Annotated in this window: 18 protein-coding genes; 10 read left to right on the top strand and 8 right to left on the bottom strand. The window is 68.7% G+C overall.

Translation table 11 applies throughout. From position 1 onward, the window contains the following. The first annotated feature begins 119 nt into the window (after positions 1 to 119). The 3 genes from C6569_RS06640 to C6569_RS06630 are packed head-to-tail and all read left to right on the top strand — an operon-like array spanning position 120 to position 2193. The gene (locus C6569_RS06640) at positions 120 to 1505 is read left to right on the top strand and encodes an FAD-binding oxidoreductase (protein WP_106748102.1); all 1386 of its coding nucleotides are present in this window, start codon (positions 120 to 122) and stop codon (positions 1503 to 1505) included. Positions 1506 to 1543: 38 nt separating this feature from the next. Then, positions 1544 to 1840, top strand: a complete 297-nt coding sequence (locus C6569_RS06635) for a nucleotidyltransferase family protein (RefSeq protein ID WP_106748101.1) — start codon at positions 1544 to 1546, stop codon at positions 1838 to 1840. Continuing rightward, positions 1840 to 2193 (top strand): HepT-like ribonuclease domain-containing protein, encoded by a 354-nt coding sequence (locus C6569_RS06630; RefSeq protein ID WP_106748100.1) that lies wholly within the window; start codon positions 1840 to 1842, stop codon positions 2191 to 2193. The genes C6569_RS06635 and C6569_RS06630 overlap by 1 nt, the downstream gene beginning before the upstream one ends. Here the strand turns inward: C6569_RS06630 and C6569_RS06625 are convergent, their stop codons facing one another. The 4 genes from C6569_RS06625 to C6569_RS06610 are packed head-to-tail and all read right to left on the bottom strand — an operon-like array spanning position 2194 to position 6715. Next, the gene (locus C6569_RS06625; protein ID WP_106748099.1) at positions 2194 to 3123 is read right to left on the bottom strand and encodes an N-carbamoyl-D-amino-acid hydrolase; all 930 of its coding nucleotides are present in this window, start codon (positions 3121 to 3123) and stop codon (positions 2194 to 2196) included. Beyond that, positions 3120 to 4271, bottom strand: a complete 1152-nt coding sequence (locus C6569_RS06620; protein ID WP_106748098.1) for a diaminopropionate ammonia-lyase — start codon at positions 4269 to 4271, stop codon at positions 3120 to 3122. The genes C6569_RS06625 and C6569_RS06620 overlap by 4 nt, the downstream gene beginning before the upstream one ends. Positions 4272 to 4313: 42 nt before the next feature. Continuing rightward, positions 4314 to 5843 carry an aldehyde dehydrogenase family protein gene (locus C6569_RS06615; protein ID WP_106748097.1) on the bottom strand — a complete coding sequence of 510 codons (1530 nt, stop codon included), beginning with the start codon at positions 5841 to 5843 and terminating at the stop codon, positions 4314 to 4316. Beyond that, complete coding sequence (locus C6569_RS06610) at positions 5840 to 6715, bottom strand: NAD(P)-dependent oxidoreductase (protein WP_245898259.1); 876 nt, start codon at positions 6713 to 6715, stop codon at positions 5840 to 5842. The genes C6569_RS06615 and C6569_RS06610 overlap by 4 nt, the downstream gene beginning before the upstream one ends. A 134-nt stretch (positions 6716 to 6849) precedes the next feature. Between C6569_RS06610 and C6569_RS06605 the strand changes: the two genes are divergently transcribed. Further along, complete coding sequence (locus tag C6569_RS06605) at positions 6850 to 8325, top strand: M81 family metallopeptidase (RefSeq protein WP_106748095.1); 1476 nt, start codon at positions 6850 to 6852, stop codon at positions 8323 to 8325. Here C6569_RS06605 and C6569_RS06600 read toward each other — a convergent pair. Next, on the bottom strand, positions 8322 to 10223 hold the full coding sequence (locus tag C6569_RS06600; RefSeq protein WP_245898258.1) for a sigma 54-interacting transcriptional regulator: 1902 nt from the start codon (positions 10221 to 10223) through the stop codon (positions 8322 to 8324). The two genes, C6569_RS06605 and C6569_RS06600, sit on opposite strands and share 4 nt — an antisense overlap. A gap of 196 nt (positions 10224 to 10419) precedes the next feature. Here C6569_RS06600 and C6569_RS06595 point away from each other — a divergent pair, with 196 nt between their 5' ends. The 6 genes from C6569_RS06595 (at position 10420) to C6569_RS06570 (ending at position 15176) form a co-directional block, all read left to right on the top strand. Further along, positions 10420 to 11802, top strand: a complete 1383-nt coding sequence (locus C6569_RS06595) for a CmpA/NrtA family ABC transporter substrate-binding protein (protein WP_106748094.1) — start codon at positions 10420 to 10422, stop codon at positions 11800 to 11802. 26 nt (positions 11803 to 11828) lie between these two features. After that, positions 11829 to 12293 carry a nuclear transport factor 2 family protein gene (locus C6569_RS06590; protein WP_106748093.1) on the top strand — a complete coding sequence of 155 codons (465 nt, stop codon included), beginning with the start codon at positions 11829 to 11831 and terminating at the stop codon, positions 12291 to 12293. Positions 12294 to 12318: 25 nt separating this feature from the next. Further along, the gene (ntrB, locus tag C6569_RS06585) at positions 12319 to 13164 is read left to right on the top strand and encodes a nitrate ABC transporter permease (protein ID WP_106748092.1); all 846 of its coding nucleotides are present in this window, start codon (positions 12319 to 12321) and stop codon (positions 13162 to 13164) included. 5 nt (positions 13165 to 13169) lie between these two features. Beyond that, positions 13170 to 14060 carry an ABC transporter ATP-binding protein gene (locus C6569_RS06580; RefSeq protein ID WP_106748091.1) on the top strand — a complete coding sequence of 297 codons (891 nt, stop codon included), beginning with the start codon at positions 13170 to 13172 and terminating at the stop codon, positions 14058 to 14060. Between the two features lie 37 nt (positions 14061 to 14097). Then, positions 14098 to 14586 (top strand): cyanase, encoded by a 489-nt coding sequence (cynS, locus tag C6569_RS06575; RefSeq protein WP_106748090.1) that lies wholly within the window; start codon positions 14098 to 14100, stop codon positions 14584 to 14586. A 110-nt stretch (positions 14587 to 14696) separates the two neighbouring features. Further along, on the top strand, positions 14697 to 15176 hold the full coding sequence (locus tag C6569_RS06570) for a BLUF domain-containing protein (protein ID WP_106748089.1): 480 nt from the start codon (positions 14697 to 14699) through the stop codon (positions 15174 to 15176). A gap of 4 nt (positions 15177 to 15180) precedes the next feature. Here C6569_RS06570 and C6569_RS06565 read toward each other — a convergent pair whose 3' ends face one another. From C6569_RS06565 to C6569_RS06555, 3 genes are read right to left on the bottom strand one after another with little or no spacing between them, the layout of a single operon-like run. Beyond that, a complete protein-coding gene (locus tag C6569_RS06565; RefSeq protein ID WP_106748088.1) occupies positions 15181 to 15969 on the bottom strand; it encodes an ABC transporter ATP-binding protein in 789 nt (262 codons plus the stop codon). Next, a complete protein-coding gene (locus C6569_RS06560) occupies positions 15966 to 16739 on the bottom strand; it encodes an ABC transporter permease (protein WP_106748087.1) in 774 nt (257 codons plus the stop codon). Before C6569_RS06560 ends, C6569_RS06565 begins: the two co-directional genes overlap by 4 nt. Next, on the bottom strand, positions 16736 to 17206 hold the full coding sequence (locus C6569_RS06555) for a hypothetical protein (RefSeq protein ID WP_146144748.1): 471 nt from the start codon (positions 17204 to 17206) through the stop codon (positions 16736 to 16738). The genes C6569_RS06560 and C6569_RS06555 overlap by 4 nt, the downstream gene beginning before the upstream one ends. Between the last annotated feature and the right edge of the window lie 14 nt (positions 17207 to 17220).

The following is a 17220-nucleotide window of genomic DNA, read 5'->3' as shown; positions in this document are numbered from 1 at the left end:
CACTGGACCAACCGGTCGCGCAAATTCTCATCCTTGCGCTGCGGATTTCGCCGACCCTCCGGCATGGCGGAGCCGATCGCGATTTGGCACTGTGCCCCCCTCTTCGAACGGATCCTGTCATGAGTGCTCTCGATCGCCTTCGCGCCGACCTTGCCGGCATCGCCCTCGCCGAAGATGCCGCCACCGTGCGGATGGCGAGCCGCGACTTCTTCTGGTTCTCGCCGGTGCTGAAGCCCGAACTCGAGGGCAAGGTCGCCGACCTCGTCGCCACGCCTGCCGACAAGGACGAGCTCCGCCGTATCGCGGCGGCCTGCGCGCGCCACCGCGTGCCCCTGGTGATCCGCGGCGGCGGCACCGGCAATTACGGCCAGGCCGTTCCGCTCGCCGGCGGCGTGGTGGTCGACATGCGGCAGATGAATCGCATGGTCTTCGCGAAGCCGGGCGGAGCGCGCTTCGAGGCCGGGGCCAACATGCTCGACATCGACAAGCTCCTCGACCCGCACGGCCAGGAGCTGCGCTTCCACCCCTCGACTCGGGCGCAGGCCACCATCGGCGGCTTCGTCGCCGGCGGGGCTGCTGGAGCGGGCTCCTGCACCTGGGGCCAGATCGACAATCTCGGCGCGGTGACGGCGCTCGAGGTCATGACGGTGGAGGCCGAGCCGCGGCTGATCGAGCTGCGGGGACGCGAGATCCTCAAGGTCATGCATGCCTATGGCGTCAACGGCATCATCACCGAGGTGGAGGTGCCGACCGCCCCCGCCCACGACTGGGCCGAGCGCATCGTCACCTTCGACAGCCTGACGGCGGCGGCGCGCTTCGGCCAGGCCTTCATGGAATGCGACGGCATCGCCAAGAAGCTCGTCTCGGTCCACGACCCCCGCATCGTGCCCTACCTCAAGCGCCTCGCGCCCTACCTCCAGGAGGGCCGCGCCTTCGCCATCCTGATGGTGTCGGAGCCGCAGGCGGACACGCTCGACCTCCTCATCGCCGACCACAAGGGCGAGGTGACGTTCCGCCGCGGCGCGGCGGAGGCCAAGGCGGTGGCCTTCGGGACACACAAGGGCCGCGGCGGCCCCGGCCCGCTCTACGAATACACCTGGAACCACACGACGCTGCACGCCCTGAAGATGGACCCTTCCATCACCTATCTGCAGCTCCGCTTCCCGGCGCCGAACAATCTCGCGCTGGTGGAATGGGCGGCGAAGGAGTTCGAGGAGGACGTCTATTTCCACCTCGAATTCCAGCGCCGGGAGGGCAAGGTCATCACCTCCTCGCTGCCGCTGGTGAAGTACACGACCCAGGCGCGGCTCGAGGAGATCATGGCGCGTGCGGCGGAGGGCGGCGTGCAGCCGTCGAACGCCCACACCTTCGTTCTCAACAATGCCGGCTGGAAGCGGATCGATGCGCCGCAGCCGGAGTTCAAGCGGCTCGCCGACCCGCACGGGCTGATGAACCCGGGCAAGCTCCTCGGCTGGGAAGCAGAGGCGCAGCAGGCGGCGGAGTAGGCTTGGGCCACGACCTCGACCCATGCTAAATTCGGCTCATGACACGTGAGGAGGTCATCGCCCGCCTGAAATCAGCCGAGAGCGACCTGCGCGCGCTCGGCATCGGCGAGCTTTACCTTTTCGGATCCTATGCCCGCGGCGAGGCGACCGAGGACAGCGACGTGGACGTGATGGTGGCGTTCGCGCCAGATTCCGGCAATCGCTTCCGCACGTTCATGACGTCAATCGACGTGATTCAGGACGCCGTCGGCAGGCCTGTCGACGTTGGAACCGCGGAAGGCTTTCATCGCCTCGTCCGTGCCGAGATCGACCGCGATTCCATTCGCGTCTTCTGATGCCGAAAGCCGTCAGAAGCATCCCTCTTCGGTTCGAGGATGTTCTTGAGCAAATCGCAATTGCGAGAGAAGCCGTGCGACGGGTCACATTGCCTAGCGCCATCGCCGATCCCGTCTATCGCAATGCGATCGAACGCTGTGTTTCAGTCATCTCGGAGGCTTTGCGGCATGTCCCCGCGGACGTGACCGATGGCTATCCGGCGGTCCCATGGAACAAGATCCGCGGCATCGGCAACATCATCCGGCACGATTACGAGCGGATCGATCCCGGCGTGCTCCATGACATCGTCCTCTATGAACTCGAGCCGCTCGAAGACGCCTGCCGGCGAATCCTGGCAGGCCTTGCACGTTGATCACCCCTGCGGCGCCACCGCCCCCCGCTGCTCGACAATCCGCCTATAATGGTCCGGCTGGCGGTGCATGTCGAAGTTGAAGATGGTCGCCTTGTAGCTCTTCGTCAGGTCGAGGTCGCAGCGGGCGACGACCAGCTCGTCCTCTTGAGTGAGAGCCTGGCCGATCACCTCGCCGGTGGGGGCGATGATGGAGGAGCCGCCGATCATCTCGCAGCCCTCCTCCACGCCACATTTGGCGACGCCGACGACCCACGTGCCGTTCTGGTAGGCGCCGGCCTGCATGACGAGCTGGTTGTGGAACTCCGACAGGCGGTCGTGGTCGGGGGCCGGCGGGTTGTGGCGCGGCGTGTTGTAACCGAGGAGGATCATCTCCACCGACTGCAGGCCCATGACCCGGTAGCTCTCCGGCCAGCGGCGGTCGTTGCAGATCATCATGCCCATATGGCCATTGAGGGCGTTCCAAACGCCCCAAGAGAGGTCGCCGACCTCGAAATAGCGCTTCTCCAGATGCTGGAAGGCGCGCCAGGGCTCGTGCCCCGCATGGCCCGGAAGATGGATTTTCCGATATTTGCCAACGATCTGCGCAGACTTGTTCACGAGGATTGCGGTGTTGAAGCGCCGCCCCTCGGGGGTGAGCTCCGCATAGCCTAGCGAGAAGCCGATGCCGAGCCGCGCGGCCTCGTTGAACAGCGGTGCGGTCTCGTTCGAGGGCATCTCCCGCTCGTAGAAGCTGTCGATCTCCTCCTGGCTCTCCATCCACCAGCGCGGGAAGAAGGTGGTGAGGGTCAGTTCGGGAAAGACGACGAGGTCGCAGCGGTGGGACGCCGCCTCGCGCATGAGCTCGACCATGCGGGCGACGACCTCGCGCCGGGAATGGGCCCGCTGGATGGCGCCCATCTGGGCGGCGCCGACGGTGACGATACGGCTCATGCAGGCTCCTTCTCGACCTCGGCGGCGTCACGGCCGACGATCTCGCGGTAGATGGCGGGGTCCGTGGCTCCCTCGGTGCCGATGCACAGGACGCGGGAGCCGGCATCCAGTCGCAGCAACCGTCGTGCCGCAGGGTCGGCAGCCGCGGCGACGAGGCCGGCGAGGCCGGCGACCCCCGACTCGCCGGCGGCGATGCCGTCCTGCGCCAGCCGGCGCATGGTCTCTGCGGCGCGGGTGTCTGGAATGGCCATGAAGGCGTCGGCGCCCGGCGACAGCAGCGCCCAGGCGAGCTCGGAGGGTTCGCCGCAGGCAAGGCCCGCCATGATCGTGTCGAGGTCTCCGCCGACGGTGGTCCAGCGGCGGGCCGCGGCGCTTTCGAGCAGGCAGGCGGCCCGTTCCGGCTCGACCACGACGAGGATCGGCCGGTCGGCGCCGAGGCTCTCCCAGGTCCAGGAGAGGATCGCCGCGGCGATGCCGCCGACGCCGCCCTGGACGAAGATATGGGTCGGGCGCGCGCCCTGCCCCTCCGCCTCGATGCCGAGCACGGCATAGCCTTGCATGACGTCTCGGGGGATCAGGTCGTAGCCCGGCCAGGAGGTGTCGGAGACGATGGTCCAGCCGTTGGCCGCGGCGGCCTCCGCCGAGGCGCGCACGGCGTCGTCGTAATTGCCGGAGACACGGCGGACCTCGGCACCATAGGCGGCGATGGCGTCGACGCGGCCCTGGCTCACCGTCTCGTGGACATAGATCACCGCGCGGACGCCGAGCCGGCGCGCGCCCCAGGCGACGGCGCGGCCGTGATTGCCGTCGGTGGCGCAGGTCACCGTCAGGCCTTCCGCCGAGCCGCGGGCGGCGACCAGACGCTCCACCGCATAGGCGCCGCCCAGCGCCTTGAAGCTCTTCAGCACGAAGCGATGCGCCTCGTGCTTGTAGAGGATGGAGCCGACGGCGGCCTCGCGGGCGAGACCGTCCAGCGACAGGAGCGGGGTCGGCCGGTAGCCCTCCCACGCCGTGATCGCGGCATGGGCGGCGCGCGCGCCCTCCAGCGACAGGATGGCGCGCTCGTCGGCCCCATAGGGTCGCCGACGGTCGAGACCGGGATTGGCGAGAAGCCGGCTGTCGCCGGAGACGGTCAGGATGTCGGGCATGATGGCGCGGTGGACGCTCCCTGATGGACGGCTCGAGCCGGCTCAACCGGCATAGCCGAAGCCGACGGGGGGCGCTTCGGCGGTCTCGACCCACACGCTCTTCGTGGTGGTGTAGGCGTGCAGGGCCTCGAGACCGGAGGAGCGACCGTAGCCCGACTGACCGAAACCGCCAAACGGCGTCATCACGCTGATCGTCTTGTAGGAATTGATCCAGAACGTGCCGGCGCGCACCTTGGCGGCGACGCGGTGGGCGCAGCCGACATCCCGCGTCCAGACCGCCCCGGCAAGGCCGTAATCGGTCGCGTTGGCGAGGCTCACCGCCGCCTCCTCGCAGTCGAAGGGGGTCACCGCCACGACCGGACCGAAAACCTCCTCGCGGGCGATCTCCATGGTGGGCGCGACGCGGTCGAGCACGGTCGGCGCATAGAAGAACCCGTCATTCCGGCCCTCCGGTCGCCCGCCGCCTGTGGCCACGACGGCGCCCTGTCCGACGCCGGCCTTCACCATGCCGTCGATCTTCGCCCATTGCCCGCCATGGACGATGGGGCCGATCTGGGTCGCCTCGTCGAGCGGATCACCGACGGGAATGCGGGGCGCCGCCGCGGCCAGCCGCTCCACGAATTCGGCGTGGATCTGGCGATGGACGAGCAGCCGCGAGCCGGCGACGCAGGACTGGCCGGCGCCGGAGAAGATCGCGGCCTGCGCGCCGAGCACCGCCCGGTCGAGATCGGCGTCGGGGAAGACGATGTTGGCGGACTTGCCGCCGAGCTCCAGGAGCGAGGGCACGACACGCCGGGCGGCGGTCGCCGCAATGCGCGCGCCGGTCTCGCGGGAGCCGACGAAGACGACGAGCCGCGTCAGCGGATGGGCGACGGCCGCCGCGCCGGTCGTCGCGCCGTAGCCTGCGACGACGTTGACGAGGCCCTTGGGCACGCCGGCCTCCTCGCAGATCACCGCGAGCGCGAGCGATGTGAAAGGGGTGAGTTCGGAGGGCTTCAGCACCACCGCATTGCCGGCGGCGATGGCGGGGGCGATCTGCCACCCGGCGGTGAACAGCGGTGCGTTCCAGGGCGTGATCTGGACCACCGCGCCGAAAGGCTCGCGGCGCACATAGTTCAGATGCGAGGTCGGCACGGGAATGACGTCGCCGTGGAGCTTGTCGGCCCAGCCGGCATAGTACTCGAACATCTCGGCGACCTTGGCGACCTCGACGCGGGTGTCGCGGATCGGCTTGCCCGAGGCGAGCGTCTCGAGCTCGGCCAGCGCCGCCGCCTTGGCGCGCACCCCCTGCCCAATCGCCCAGATGACGCGGCCGCGGGCGGAAGCGGGCATGGAGGTCCAGGCGGCGAAGGCGGGGACGGTCGCCTCCAGCGCCTGGGCGGCTGCGGCCTCGCCGCCGTCGCGGAAGGTGGCGAAGGGCGCGCCGGTGACGGGATCGACGAGGGTGATGACCTCGCCGGCACCCGCCAGGCTCTCGCCGGCGATGCGGCTGCCGAGGAGGCCGCCGGGGACGAGCGAGGCGAAGAGCGTCGCGACGCGGGAGGCGGTGTCGGGACGGTGGTGGAGCGTCATGGGGTCGGCCTGTCCTCGACGATGCGGTTGAAATCCTCGCCGTCGGCGAGGCGGGCGGCGCTGTCGGCCCAGATCCTGGCCACCAGCTCGCTGACCGGCAGATCGACGCCGCTTTCGGCCGCCAGTGCCGCAGCGAGGCGCACGTCCTTGCGCATGAGCCCCATGGTGAAGCCGGAATCGAAGGCGCCATTCAGCACCCAGCGGGGATAGTTGACCTCGGAGACCGCCGAGCGTCCGGAGGCCGCGTTGACCACGGCGAGGACATCCGCCGCGGGCACGCCCGCCGCCTCCGACAGGCGCACCGCCTCGGAGACGGTCAGGAGATGGGCGCCGACCAGCAGGTTGTTGACGAGCTTGGCGACATTGCCGGCGCCGGGGCCGCCCACATGCAGCCGCTTCGCGCTGATCGCCTCCAGCGCCGGCAGGGCGCGGGCGAGATGGCGGGCCTCGCCGCCGATCATCATCGTGAGCGTGCCGGCCTCGGCGCCGGACGGGCCGCCGGAGACGGGCGCATCGACGAAGCCGAGCCCCTTGGCGGCCGCGAGCGCCGCGAGGCGGCGGGAGACACCGGCCTCGGAGGTCGACGTGTCCACTAAGACGGCATGGGCGGGCGCCCTGGCCAGAAAGCCGCCCGGTCCCTCGACGACGGCGGCGACGACATCGGCGGTGGGGAGCGAGGCGATCACCACGTCGCTCGCCGCGACGAGGTCGGCGAGTCCGGCGGCGAGCATGACCCCTTTACCGGCCGCCATCGCCATGCGCTCGGGCGACGGATCGCTGCCCAAGGTGCGGAACCCCTTGGCGGCGCAGTTCGCGGCCATCCCGAGCCCCATCCGGCCAAGGCCGACGATGCCGATGGTCAGTGCGGTCACGGGAACCCCCTTCCCTGTCCCGAGGCATGCGCAGAACGGATGGCCTCCGCGCCGGCGCTTCCGTGGAAAAGCACGCGCGACCATGAAAGGGTCAAGGCGAAACGTTGGGCAGACCCTCGGGGGACACGGCAGCCATGCGCATCTTCACGGCCAGTATCGCGACGGAGACGAACACCTTCTCCCCCATCCCGACCTCGATGGAGAGCTACCTGACGAGCCTGGCGGCGCGCCCCGGCGAGCACCCGACGGACAAGCCGACGCTCTGCACCGCGCCGCTCTTCGTCGCCCGACGCCGCGCGGCGCAGGAGGGTTTCACGCTGATCGAGGGCTCGTGCTTCTTCGCCCAGCCCGCCGGGCCGACGACCAAGGTCGCCTACGAGACGATGCGCGACGAGATCCTCGTCCAGCTCGAGGCGGCGCTGCCGGTGGAGGGCGTGCTGCTCGGCATGCACGGCGCCATGGTGGCGGACGGCTACGAGGACTGCGAGGGCGACATGCTGGAGCGCGTGCGCGCCCTGGTCGGTCCCGACTGCGTCATCGGCGTCGAACTCGACCCGCACAACCACATGACGCTGAAGCGGGTCGGCCTCGCCGACATCATCATCTGCTTCAAGGAATACCCGCACGTGGACATCGTGCCGCGCGCCGAGGAGCTGGTGACGCTGGTGCTGAAGACCATCCGCAAGGAGATTCGCCCCGTCGCCTCGCTCTACGACTGCGGCATGATCGCCTTCTTCCCGACGACGTCCGAGCCCAATACGTCCTTCGTCGCCCGGCAGAAGAGCTTCGAGGGCCGCGACGGCGTGCTCTCGGTCTCGCTGGTCCACGGTTTTCCCCATGCCGACGTGCCGGAGATGGGAACCCGCGTGCTGGTCTATACGGACGGCGCCAAGCCGGCCGGCGACGCCCTGGCGACACGGCTCGGCGAGGAGATCATCGCGCTGCGCGGCAAGACGGCGCCGCCCAATCTCGATTTCGCCGAGGCGCTGGACCAGGCGCTGGCGGCCGATACGGCGAAGGGTCCCGCCATCATCGCCGAGCCCGCCGACAATGCCGGCGGCGGCTCGGCCTCCGACAACACGATGTCGCTGCGCGAACTCGTCGCCCGCGGCGTCGAGAATGCCGCGGTCGCGCCGCTCTGGGACCCGATGGCGGTCGCCTTCTGCCATGCGGTGGGCGCCGGCGGGCGGCTGCGGCTGCGGATCGGCGGCAAGACCTCGGAACTCTCCGGCGACCCCTTCGACGCCGATTGCGAGGTGCTGGCGGTGGCGAAGGACTGCCACCAGAGCTTCGGCGAGGCCAAGGGGCCGGTCGGCGACCTCGCGGCGGTGAAGATCGGCGGGGTCACCGTCGTCATGAACAGCAACCGCGCCCAGGCGCTGGGGCGGGAGCTGTTCACCGAGCTCGGTCTCGATCCCTCGTCCTACAAGCTGCTGGTGCTGAAGTCGGCGCAGCATTTCATGGCGGCCTATGGGCCGCTCGCCTCCCAGGTCTTCTATTCGGAGACCCAGGGCCCCTCGACCCAGCGCTACGAGAAGCACCACTACACGCGCATCGCCCGGCCCAAATGGCCGATGGATGCCGAGGCGGCCGGTCGCCTGATCCTCTAGGCGGCCGGCGCCCGGCCGCGGTGGTCCCGCGGATCGAGGCCGTGAGCCTTCAGGCGTGAGGCGAAGGTGGTCGGCCGGATACCGAGCCGCTCGGCGGCCCCGCCGGGTCCGGAAACCTTGCCGCCGGCGAGCTCCAGAGCCGCCACGAGGTTCTGCCGGTCGCGGGCGCGGCGCTGCTCCTCGGTGAGCACGCCCTCCCTCGGTGCGACAGCCGCGGCCGAAGGCGCGGCGCGGGTGGCCGTGCCCGGCAGGTCGATGGCGAGGCGGCCCCTGTGGGCAAGGATTGCGGCGCGCTCGATGACGTTCTGCAACTCGCGCACATTGCCCGGCCAGGCATAGCCGGCGAGGCGACGCACGTCCTCCTCCGACAGGCCGAGGCCGGAGATCTTCAGCTTGCGCTCGGCGTGGCGGAGGAAGTGAAGCGCCAGCGGCGCGACGTCGTCGACGCGCTCGCGCAGCGGCACGGAATGGATGGGGAAGACGTCGAGACGGAAGTAGAGATCCTCGCGGAAGCGCCCTGCCCTCACCTCGGCCCTGAGGTCGCGGTTGGTCGCGGCGATGACGCGCACATCGACGCTGCGGGTGCGCTCCTCGCCGACGCGCTCGAACTGGCCCTCCTGCAGGATGCGCAAGAGCTTGCCCTGCAGCTCCAGCGGGATTTCGCCGACCTCGTCGAGGAAGAGCGTGCCGCCGTCGGCGAGTTCGAAGCGGCCGATGCGGTCGCGCAGGGCGCCGGTGAAGGCGCCGCGCACATGGCCGAAGAACTCACTCTCGAAGAGCTCGCGCGGGATCGCGGCGCAGTTGACGCGGATCAGCGGCCGGTCGCGCCGGCCGCTCGCCTCGTGGATGGCGCGGCCGATCAGCTCCTTGCCGGTGCCGGATTCGCCGGTGACGAGGACCGTGGCGTCCGTCGGGGCGACGAGGTCGATCTGACGCAGCGTCTTCTGGATGGCCGCCGAGCGCCCGATGATGCCGCGGTGGTTGCTCTCGAGGCGGATCTCCTCTTGGAGATAGGCGTTCTCGCGCTCCAGGCGCTGGCGCAGACTGTCGACCTCGGCGAGGGCCTGGCGCAGCTTCTCCTCGGCCTCGCGGCGCTGACTGACATCGCGGAAGACGATGACCGCTCCGATGATGGCGCCGCGCTCGCGGATGGGCGTGGAGGTGTACTCGACCCAGAGCGGCGAGCCGTCCTTGCGCCAGAAAACCTCGTCCGCCACGGTCTGCACCGCGCCGTCGCGGAAGGCCGCGTAGATCGGGCAATCGTGGTTGGGATAGGGCGAGCCATCGGCGCGGTGGTGGTGGACGAGCGAGTGCATGTCCTTGCCCACCAGTTCCTCCGCCGTCCAGCCGAGCAGCGCTTCCGCCGCCGGGTTGACGAAGGTGGTCTTGCCGTCGGCATTGACTCCGTAGATGCCCTCGCCCGCCGCCTTGAGGATGAGCTGGTTCTCCTTCTCGATCGTGTGGAAGAGGCGCTCGACCCGTTTCCACTCGTCGATGCCCTGGCGCAGCGTGCCGTCGGCGTCGGCGTCGACGTCGCGGCGATGGCGCGCGTCGAGATCGGCCATGGCGAGGAGGATCAGGGGGTCGGCGCCGGACCGCAGCACCGTTCCGGTATATTCGACGCGCAGCGTTCCGCCGCCGGCCTTCAGCGGCGAGAGGCTGCGGGTATGGGCGAGGCCCTTGTGCAGAACCTCCTCGGTGAAGACGACGAGAGCGGGGCGCTGCCCCCGGTGGAGATCGGTGATCCGCAGGGCTCTGAGCGCCGCTGCCGGATAGCCGAGAAGCCGTTCGGCGGCAGGATTGGCGTCGATGACGGCAGCGGAGCGCGGATCGACCACGAGCGCGGGATCGGCCAGAGCGGTAAAGGCGGCCCCGGCGGGAGAAGCGGTGGGGATCACGGGCGGCGGCTCCTGGAATGACGACTTATCGTGAGCACCCTCATGAGATGTCGTCAATTCCGATTTTTCGTCATCAGCACCCCGGGCCGCACTTTTCAGCCCGGCTGCGGTTTTGCGCCCTCCGTGGAAACTGGCCTCGACCTTGCAAGCCCCGGACATGCGATCGCCGTCCACCGCAACGCCGAAGGATGATCCCATGGCCCTGTTCGACAACCCGTTCAATGCCGCGAAGCGTTTCCTCAAGGGCTGCGTCTGCGGCCGGCACGCCTCCGATGCCGAGCACGAGGCGTCGATCAAGGCCGAGGCCGTCGCGGTCGAGGCCGCCGGCGAGGAGAGCCGCTACCGGCGCATCGTCGAGCAGGCGGTGATGCGGGCCCTCTTCCCCGAGGACCACCAGCGCCGCGCCTTCCTGAAGGCGGTGGGTGCCTCCACGGCCGCCGCCGCCATCGCCACCTTCTTCCCCATCGGCGCCGCCACGGAGGCCCTCGCCCAGACCGGACCGATCGAGAAGAAGGATTTGAAGGTCGGCTTCATCCCGATCACCTGCGCGACGCCGATCATCATGGCGCATCCGCTCGGCTTCTATTCCAAACACGGCCTCAACGTGGAGGTGGTGCGCACGGCCGGCTGGGCCGTCATCCGCGACAAGACCATCAACAAGGAATACGACGCCGCCCACATGCTGGCGCCGATGCCGCTCGCCATCACCATGGGCGCCGGCTCGAACCCGATCCCCTATGCCGTCTCGGCCATCGAGAACATCAACGGGCAGGCGATCACGCTCGCCAACAAGCACAAGGACAAGCGCGATCCGCGGCAGTGGAAGGGCTTCCGCTTCGCCGTGCCCTTCGACTATTCCATGCACAACTACCTGCTGCGCTACTATCTCGCCGAGCACGGCATCGATCCGGACCGCGACGTGCAGATCCGCTCGGTGCCGCCGCCGGAAATGGTCGCCAACCTGCGCGCCGACAACATCGACGGCTATCTCGGCCCCGATCCGTTCAACCAGCGCGCGGTCTTCGACGGCGTCGGCTTCATCCACATTCTGTCGAAGGAGCTGTGGGACGGCCATCCCTGCTGCGCCTTCGCTGCCAGCCGCGAATTCGTCACCGGCATGCCCAACACCTACCGGGCGCTGCTGAAGGGCATCATCGACGCCACGGCCCATGCGCAGAAGCCGGAGAACCGCAAGCAGATCGCCGAGGCGATCGCCGCGCCCAACTACCTCAACCAGCCGGTGACGGTGCTGGAGCAGATCCTCACCGGCACCTATGCCGACGGGCTCGGCCAGGTGAAGCGCGACCCGAACCGCATCCAGTTCGACCCCTTCCCGTGGGAGAGCTTCTCGGTCTGGATCCTCACGCAGATGAAGCGCTGGGGCCAGATCAAGGGCGACGTCGACTATGCCGGCATCACCCGCCAGGTGTTCCTGGCGACCGATGCCGCGGCGATGATGAAGGAGCTCGGCCTCACCCCGCCGACGGCGTCGAGCAAGACCTTCTCCGTCATGGGCAAGGCCTTCGATCCCGCCAAGCCGGAGGACTACATCGCCTCCTTCGCCATCAAGCGGACCTAAGCGCGGCGGAAACCGGAGCCCAGCCGATGACCCGGCCTCCCCTGCCGCCGTTCACGCCGGAGACGGCGCGCCAGAAGGTGCGCGCCGCCGAGGATGCGTGGAACACGCGCGATCCCGACCGCGTGGCGCTGGCCTATACCGAGGGCAGCACCTGGCGGAACCGATCGGAGTTCTTCTCCGGCCGGCCGGCGATCCGCGCCTTCCTCGCGGCGAAATGGGCGAAGGAACAGGACTACCGGCTGATCAAGGAGCTCTGGGCCTTCCACGAGAACCGCATCGCCGTGCGCTTTCAGTACGAGTGGCACGACGATGCCGGCCGGTGGTTCCGCTCCTACGGCAACGAGCAGTGGCAGTTCGACGCCGAGGGCTACATGGAGCGGCGCGAGGCCAGCATCAACGACGTGCCGATCCGCGAGGCGGATCGGCTGTTCACATGGGACCCGGGCCCGCGTCCGGCCGGTTTCCCCGGTCTGACGGAGCTCGGACTGTGACGCCGGCAAGCCAGGAGACCCCGACATGACCCGTTCGGTCGGCGCGCGCGCGCTCGTCCTCTCCCTCGTCATCCTCGGCGTCTTCCTCGCCGCCTGGCACGTCGCCGTCAGCAGCGGCGGCGCCGGCGGCCAGGCGGTGGATCCGGAATATGCCAAGCTCGTGGGCGCGGCGGCCGCCACCGGCGGCCAGACGCCCATGCCCGGGCCCGTGGACGTCGGCAAGGCGATCTGGAAGCACCTGTCCGACCCGTTCTACGTGCGCGGCACCAACGACATGGGAATCGGCATTCAGCTCGCCTATTCGCTCGCCCGCGTGCTGATCGGCTTCGGCATCGCCGTGGCGGTCGCCGTGCCGCTCGGCTTTCTCATCGGCATGTCGCCCGTCGTCTACCGGGCGCTCGACCCCTTCATCCAGGTGATGAAACCGATCTCGCCGCTCGCCTGGATGCCACTCGCCCTCTACACGATCAAGGATTCCTCGCTCTCCTCGATCTTCGTCATCTTCATCTGCTCGCTCTGGCCGATGCTGATCAACACGGCCTTCGGCGTGGCCTCGGTGCGCAAGGACTGGCTCAACGTCGCCCGCACGCTCGAGGTCGGACCGGTGCGCAAGGCCTTCACGGTGATCCTGCCCGCGGCGGCGCCGACGATCCTCACGGGCATGCGCATCTCCGTCGGCATCGCCTGGCTCGTCATCGTCGCCGCCGAGATGCTCGTGGGCGGCACGGGCATCGGCTATTTCGTCTGGAACCAGTGGAACAACCTGTCGCTCACCGACATCATCACGGCCATCCTGCTGATCGGCCTCGTCGGCATGGCCCTGGACCAGATCCTGGCGCGGCTCACGCGCCTCGTGACCTATCCGGAGTGACGCGCGTGGCCGGTTCCTACATCTCCATCGAGGGCATTGCCCGCCGCTTCCCCGCCCCCGAGGGCGGCAGGACCACCATCTTCGAGGATCTGTGGTTCGCGATGGAGCGCGGCGAATTCGTCTGCGTCATCGGCCATTCCGGCTGCGGCAAGACGACGGTGCTGAACATCCTGGCCGGCCTCGACGAGCCGAGCGAAGGGGCCGTCATCATCGACGGCAAGGCCATCGAGGGGCCGAGCCTCGACCGCGCCGTGATCTTCCAGAGCCACGGGCTGCTGCCCTGGCGCACGGTCCTCGGCAACGTCGCCTACGCCGTCTCGTCGAAATGGCGCGATTGGCCGAAGGCGAAGGTGGAGGATCACGCGCGCAAGGCCATCGCCACGGTCGGCCTGTCGGGCGCCGAGGGGAAGAAGCCGGCCCAGCTCTCCGGCGGCATGAAGCAGCGCGTCGGCATCGCCCGCGCGCTCTCCATCGAGCCGAAGATCATGCTGATGGACGAGCCCTTCTCGGCCCTCGACGCGCTGACCCGCGGCACGCTGCAGGACGAGGTCCGTGGCATCTGCCGCACCACGGGCCAGACCGTCTTCATGATCACCCACGACGTCGACGAGGCCATTTACCTGGCCGACAAGATCGTGCTGATGACCAACGGCCCCGATGCGCGCGTCGCGGAGATCGTCGTCAATCCTTTGCCGGCTGACCGTTCGCGCAACGAGGTGCACAAGCACCCCGCCTACTATCCCGTGCGCAACCACATCATCGATTTCCTCGTGGCGCGGTCGAAGAGCTTCGCGGCCGAACTCGCACAGCCCGGCAAGGTGTGGAACCGCCGGGCACCGCCCCTCGTCACGCCCGGCGCTCCCGGCGGCGTTCCGCCGCTGGTCCGCGCGGTCTGACCCTCAACCCCCAGAACAATCCCCAAGGAGACGGACGATGATCCGCGAAGAGCTCACGGAAAAGATCCTCGACATCAAGCGCGAGAAGGGCTGGACCTGGAAGCACATCACCGACGAGATCGGCGGCATGTCGCCGGTCCTGGTCATCGGCGCGCTGCTCGGCCAGCACAAGCTGGTGAAGCCGCTGGCCAAGAAGGCGGCGGCCCTGTTCGGCCTCACGAGCGCCGAGGAGGCCATGCTGAACGAGGTGCCGATGCGCGGCACCGGCACCTCCATGCCGCCGACCGACCCGCTGATCTACCGCTTCTACGAGCTCGTGCTGGTCAACGGTCCCGCCTGGAAGGCGATCATCGAGGAGGAGTTCGGCGACGGCATCATGTCGGCCATCGACTTCAACATGGAGTTCGAGCGCGAGCCGAACCCGAAGGGCGACCGGGTGAAGATCACCATGTCCGGCAAGTTCCTGCCGTTCAAATATTACGGCAACGAGCAGGGCATTCCCGATTACGGCTTCAAGGAGGCGTAAGCTCCACGACAGGCCGGGCGCCGCCCCGCCCGGCCACGCCGCGCGCAAAAATGCAGGCCGCACCTGTCAAAAGACACTTGGCTTGCGTCCGACTATGAGCATGATGCGCGATGGACAGGACGACCGACACCCGCGACCCGCGCATGAGCGACACCACCGACCTCATGCGCCTGACCTATTTCAGCCGCCACGACCTCCCCTGCGACGCCGACGGGTTCAACCCCGCCTTCACCGCGATCGAACAGGTGGCGGTGCCGCGCAACGGCGATATCGGCGTCACCGGCTTTCTGATCTGCGCCCGCGCCTGGTTCGCCCAGGTCATCGAGGGACCGGCGGCGAGCATCGAGCAGCTCTACGCGGAGATCGAGGGTGATCCGCGGCACCATTCCCTGCAGGTGGTCGAGCACATCGCCGCCGAGCGGCGCCTCTTTCCCGACTGGCACATGGCCATCGGCCATGCCTCGCCCCAGGCCGGCATGGTCTTCGCCACGCTGGACTTCTCCGAGGTCGAGGCGCCGCACGGCCGGCAGCCGCGCGACTTCCACGACCTCGCGACCGACCTCGCCGCCCTGAAGCGGCTGACGGACTGACGCCTCAGAACCCCGCCTGCACCGCGATGATCGTCTCGCCGCGGATATCCTCGGTGAGCTGTTCCTCGAGCCGGCCGAAATCGGGCGTGGTCTTGAGCTTGTAGGACCGCGGATGGGCAAAGGGCACCTGGACCTCGCTCTTGAACCGGCCGGGCCTCGCGCTCATCACCAGCACCCGGTTGGCCATGAACACGGCCTCCTCGATGTCGTGGGTGACGAAGAGCACGGTCTTGCGGTGCTGCTCCCAGATGGAGAGCAGCAGTTCCTGCATCAGGGAGCGGGTCTGGTGGTCGAGGGCGCCGAAGGGCTCGTCCAGCAGCAGCACCTTGGGATCGTTGGCGAGCGCCCGGGCCAGCGCCGCGCGCTGCTGCATGCCGCCGGAGAGCTGTTTTGGGTAATGATTGGCGAACTGGGTGAGGCCCACCTGCGCCATCAGTTTCTCGGCGACGGCGCGCCTTTCCGCCGGGGGTACGCCGCGCTCGCGCGGGCCGAACGCGATGTTCTCCGCGACGGTCAGCCACGGAAACAGCGTGTAGCTCTGGAAGACCATGCCGCGGTCGGCGCCGGGGCCCGTGACGGGCTTGCCGTCGAGCGTGACGGTGCCGGTGGTCGGCCGGTCGAGGCCGGCGACGATGCGCAGGAGCGTGGACTTGCCACACCCGGAAGGTCCGAGGATGGCGACGAAGTCGCCCTCGCCCACCGTCAGGTCGACCGGTGCCAGCGCCTGGACGGGCTCGCCGCCGCGCACGGCCGGGAAGGTGCGCGAGACGCCCCTGACGACGACGCCACTCATATCGTGCTCCAGGGAAACAGCTTCTGGTTGACCGCCTTGAACAAGAAGTCGGAGATGAGGCCGATGACGCCGATGATGATGATGCCGAAGATCATCTGGCCCGTGGCGAGCAGCGCCTGGCTCTCGATGATCATGTGGCCGATGCCCGAGGACGAGCCGATGAGTTCGGCGACGATGACGTAGGTCCAGGCCCATCCGAGGACGAGGCGCAGGATCTCGGCGATCTGCGGGGCCGCATAGGGCACCATGACGCGGCCGACGATGCCGGCGTCGCGGGCGCCGAGGGTCAGCGCCGCCTCGACGAGGTCGCGGCGAATCGAGCCGACCGCCACCGCCACCATCAGCACGATCTGGAACACCGAGCCGACGAAGATGACGAGCAGCTTCTGCTTCTCGCCGACGCCAGCCCAGAGGATGAAGAGCGGGATGAAGGCCGAGGCCGGCAGGTAGCGGGCAAAGGAGACGAAGGGCTCGAAGAAGGCCTCCACCGGCTTGTAGGCGCCCATGGCGAGCCCCAGCGGCACTGCGATGAGCGCCGCCAGGACGAAGCCGCCGACGACGCGCCAGACGGTGACGCCGATGTCGACGAGGAAGCCGTGGTTGGTGATGAGGTTCCAGCCCTCACGCACCATGGTCACGGGGTCGGCGAGGAAGATGCGCGGCACCAGGCCGCCGAAGGTGATGGCGGCCCAGGCGGCGAAGAAGATCACGAAGAAGGCGATGCCGAGGACGACGCGCGCCGTCGCCGATACGGGCTCGAGGGGTTTCATGGCGTGTCCTGTTCGCGGGGACGATAGGGCAAGGTCGCGGCGACCTCGCCAAAGTACATGAGAAGCTCCGCGACCTCGGTCAGGGAGTAGGCGCTCACTTGCTCAGGTCCGTCAGCCAGATGATGCGTCAGCTCCCAATCATCCCGCAGGCGGCCCACTTCAGTTGCAACAGGCCGAGTTGCCATGTCCCGCTTCTGTGCCGGATCGAGTTGCCAATAGAAGTCGCTTTCCGGCAACGCCACCTCCGTGGTGTTCGCAGTGACGGCGAACTCATCGATGAGGCGGCAAACCACGGCCTTCAGCTTCTCAAGGTTGACTGTAGTCGCCAATGCGACCTCCAACGCGTCATGGCCGGGCTCGTCCCGGCCATCCACGACTTGAACACTGCCGATGAGAGAAATTCGTGGATGCCCGGGCCAAGCCCGGGCATGACGACTTAGGCGGTCGCGGCCTTCGCGCACGACCACCGCACTGGTCCGCG

Source organism: Phreatobacter cathodiphilus (assembly GCF_003008515.1).
GTDB classification, from domain to species: domain Bacteria; phylum Pseudomonadota; class Alphaproteobacteria; order Rhizobiales; family Phreatobacteraceae; genus Phreatobacter; species Phreatobacter cathodiphilus.
This window is presented reverse-complemented; position numbering and strand designations above follow the sequence as displayed.